Annotated in this window: 4 protein-coding genes; 3 read left to right on the forward strand and 1 reads right to left on the reverse strand. The window is 73.1% G+C overall.

Features of this window, described 5'->3' with window-relative positions; genetic code table 11:
• Window positions 1-121 precede the first annotated feature (121 nt).
• A complete protein-coding gene (locus tag ACFWRO_RS21345; protein WP_384512487.1) occupies window positions 122-1,111 on the reverse strand; it encodes an SCO0930 family lipoprotein in 990 nt (329 codons plus the stop codon).
• Between the two features lie 208 nt (window positions 1,112-1,319).
• Between ACFWRO_RS21345 and ACFWRO_RS21350 the strand changes: the two genes are divergently transcribed.
• From ACFWRO_RS21350 to ACFWRO_RS21360, 3 genes are all read left to right on the forward strand, one after another.
• Window positions 1,320-1,871 carry a hypothetical protein gene (locus ACFWRO_RS21350; protein ID WP_384512489.1) on the forward strand — a complete coding sequence of 184 codons (552 nt, stop codon included), beginning with the start codon at window positions 1,320-1,322 and terminating at the stop codon, window positions 1,869-1,871.
• A gap of 20 nt (window positions 1,872-1,891) precedes the next feature.
• The gene (locus ACFWRO_RS21355; protein ID WP_384512491.1) at window positions 1,892-2,656 is read left to right on the forward strand and encodes a hypothetical protein; all 765 of its coding nucleotides are present in this window, start codon (window positions 1,892-1,894) and stop codon (window positions 2,654-2,656) included.
• Window positions 2,657-2,833: 177 nt separating this feature from the next.
• Entirely contained in the window at window positions 2,834-3,394 is a 561-nt protein-coding gene (locus ACFWRO_RS21360; protein ID WP_384512493.1) for a hypothetical protein, read from the forward strand.
• The last annotated feature ends 161 nt before the right edge of the window (window positions 3,395-3,555 follow it).

Here is a 3,555-nt window from a genome sequence, read left to right on the forward strand (position 1 = left end):
CCCTACCCTTGTGTCCCCCCCGCCCGCCTTTCCAATTCCAGGGCTATTGGGCCGGCGGCGGGCCCCCGCACCCGTGTGTGGTCCGGGCGCCCGGGCCGGCCGGAAGCGCTGCGCGGGGGAGTTACTTGGGCGCTCCGACCAGCTTTCCCTCGGGGGACACGGCGTACCAGGTGCCGCCCACACCTTGGCCGTTGGTGTCTCCGGGGGCGTTGTCGCCGGCGAAGGTGTAGAGGGGCCAGCAGTCGATCGTCTGCTGCTTGATGCCGTCGGGGCGGTTGAAGGTGACGAAGCCCTTCTTCGTGATCCCCTCGATGCCGTTCTTGTCGACAGGGGCGACAACCGGCCACTTCTCCAGGCAAGCGCCCGTGCAGGCCGTCTTCATGGGCCAGGCGGAATCCTTCTTGAACCGGTAGACCGTCATTCCGCTTGAATCGACCACGATGTCACCGAGCTTGGGGTCCTTGCGCACCGAGAGGCCCGCCGCGTCGGCCTCCGGCGCCTCCTCGGCGCCCTCCTCCGCGCCCTCGTCGGAGCCTTCCTCGGAGGCCGGTGCGGCCTTCTTCCCGTCGGGGGCGGAGGCGAACCAGGTGCCGCCGACGCCCTGCCCGTTGAGGTCGCCGGGCTTGGTGTCCTTGGCGTACCGGTACATCGGCCAGCCGCCGATGGTCAGTTGCGTGCTGCCGTCGGACCGGGCGACCTCACCGAGCAGCGAAGCGTCCACCCCGGCCGGGGCCTTGGCGCCCTCGGCGCCGACCACGGGCCACACGGCGGCGCAGTCACCCTCGCAGGTCGCCTTCGGTGGGGAGGCGGAGTCCTTGTCGAAGCGGTAGAGGGTGAAGCCCTCGCTGTCGGTGACCACCTTGCCGAGCTGTTTGGTCGCCGACACCGCGAGCTGACCGGCCGGTTCGGCCCCGCTCCCGTCGGCGGTGCCGGAGCCGGAACCGTAGCCACCGGAGGCGTAGCCGGCGTCGGCGGGCGCTCCCGCCGGGTTCGCGGCTCCCGCCGGCTGACCGCCCAGCGTCTGGTCGCCCTTCTCCTGACCGCACGCCGTCGTCAGCGCGAGTACGGCCGCCGCCGTCAGTGCGAGCGCCGCGTTCCGCCAGGTCTTCATCTCAACTCCCGTTGTTTCCTTGCCAGTTGATGCGACCGTCGCGGCCGCTTCCCGGCATGGAGTACGGACCGCGCGGGCTGCGTGCTCAACGGGGTCGAAGAATCTTTTCGGAGATCGTCAAACCGATGCGCTCTCAGATCCCCACCTTCCGGCGAATCCGCGCCGATTCGGAGCGCGCGGCGCCAGGACTGTGATCATGCTCGTCGGCGTGTCTCTGTACGGATCTCCTTATCGGCGGGCCCTGGCAACCGGCGCGCTGCTGTGGCTGCTCGCCGCACCGGCGCCCGCGACCGCCGACGCCTGCGCCTACGCCACGACCGGGCCCGGTGGCTCGAACACCTCGGTCGCGGTCATCGGGCCGGGCGCGTGCTCGCCCACACCGACCCCGCCCCGGCCGCCGCGGCCGACGCCCACTCCGCCCTCCGCGCCACCGAAGACCGCCCCGCCGGCTCCTCCCGTACGGGCGGACCCACCGCCTCCGCCCCGGCCCGCCCCGCCGCGGCCGGAACCGGCGCCGACTCCGCCGGCGAAGCCCGCGCCGGCGCCTGCGCCTGCGGCGCCCACGCCCACTCCCCCGCCGCCGGCCCCCGCGCCGACACTGAGCCGGCGCCCGCCGGCCGCCTCCCCCGTCGCCCTGCCCGCGTACCGCCGCACCGCTCGGCCGCAGCCCGAGGGCGGCACCTCGCCCGTGACGATGATGCTGCTCGTCACCGCCCCGGCCGTGCTCGCGACCGCGATCCTGCGCCCCCGTTCCCGCTGAGTCCCGCCGAAGGAATCACCATGTCCGAATGGCTCGTCCTCACCATCGCGATGGCCGCCGCCTGCGCGGTCGTCCTCACCATCGTCGTCATCAACAACCGCCGGGTCCCGGACGACGACGACCCCAGCGAGACGCCCGACGTCATGGAGTACATGACGATGATGATCGGCGTGATCTACGCGATCGTGCTCGGCCTCGCCATCGCCGGCGTCTGGGAGGCGCGCGGCGCGGCCCAGGAGACGGTGCGCCAGGAGGCCCAGGCGCTGCACGAGATCTCGGCGCGCGTCGAGGTGTACCCGGCGGACGTACGGACCCGGATCCGCGCCGATGTCGACGCGTACGTCGCGTTCGTGGTCGACGAGGAGTGGCCCCACATGTCGGAGCACGGCGAGCTCAGTGACGAGGGCACCCGGCTCCTGGAGCAGGTGCGCCGGTCGGTGACGGACTACCAGCCGGCCACCGACCACGAGGGCCAGGCGTACCAGCCGCTCGTGGACCAGGTGGCGGTGGTCGACGACGCGCGGGGCTCCCGCGGCGAGGGCGCGGGGGCGACCATGCCCGGGGTGGTGTGGTTCGGCCTGATCATCGGGGCCCTGGTGACGGTCGGGCTGATCTTTACGCTGCAGATCCGGCGCACCGGCAGGGAACTGCTGCTCGCGGGTCTGTTCAGCGCGCTGATCGCCTTCCTGCTCTTCCTGATCTGGGACTTCGACGCGCCGTTCGGGCGCGGGATCTCGGCGACGGCGGGCCCGTTCATCGATCTGTTCCCGCACCTGACGCAATAGCGTCAGCCGCGTCCGCGCGACACGCGTGTGGGCCGTGCGGGGGACATGGGTGCCCCATTCGCCCGTCTGGGATCGCGGCTGTGGTAGTGCGCTCCTAGCGTTCGGGTATCGAGGTGCACGCCCTGTCCTTGTGCGGAAACCGCTTCCGCTGCTGCTCCTCGGGGACCGGAGGACTCCATGCGCGCGATACGTGCCGCATCCACTGCCCTGCTGGGGGCGGCCACCCTCGCCCTGGCCGCCCCCGTCGCCGTCGCGGCGGACGGTGCGCCCGCACCGCACCCGCAGGCCGCCCAGGCGAAGGCACCGGGCGATTTCGTCGTGACGCCCTCCCTGGTGGCGCCGGGCGGACGGGTGACGCTCACCGCTCCCGGCTGCGCCAGTACGGCGACGGCCTCGGCGGGCGTCTTCGACACGGTCACGATCGCCCCCGGCTCCTCGGCCACCGCCCTGGTGGACCTGGACGCCCAGCGGGGTGCCGTCTACACGATCACCTTCCGCTGCACCGGCGGCATCACCGACACCGTCACCCTGACCATCAGCGGCACCACCACGAGCCCGACGAGCCGCTCCACGGTCCTGACCACCCCGCGCGGCGTGCAGGGCGGCGTCGGCGGCTCCGTCGAGGGAATCGGCACGGGAACGCTGGCGGCCGGTGCCGGTCTGGTGGTCGCCGCGGTGGCGGGCACCGTCCTCACCGTACGACGCAGGTCGCAGTCGTCCAGCGGCCGTCGCCACTGACGGCGGGAACGGTGCGAAGGACCCTGGGTCCCCCGTCCGCAGGACGTGCACCGGGACCGCCGTACACGCCCGTCGCCCCCCCCAAAAGTACCCCGGATTGGGGGGGGCGGGCGGTGGGGGGGCCGCGGGGGGGTGGGCCCGGCACCCCAAGGGGCCCGGCC

Origin of the sequence: Streptomyces sp. NPDC058579, from assembly GCF_042718575.1 — a bacterium.
Classification (GTDB): Bacteria; Actinomycetota; Actinomycetes; order Streptomycetales; family Streptomycetaceae; genus Streptomyces.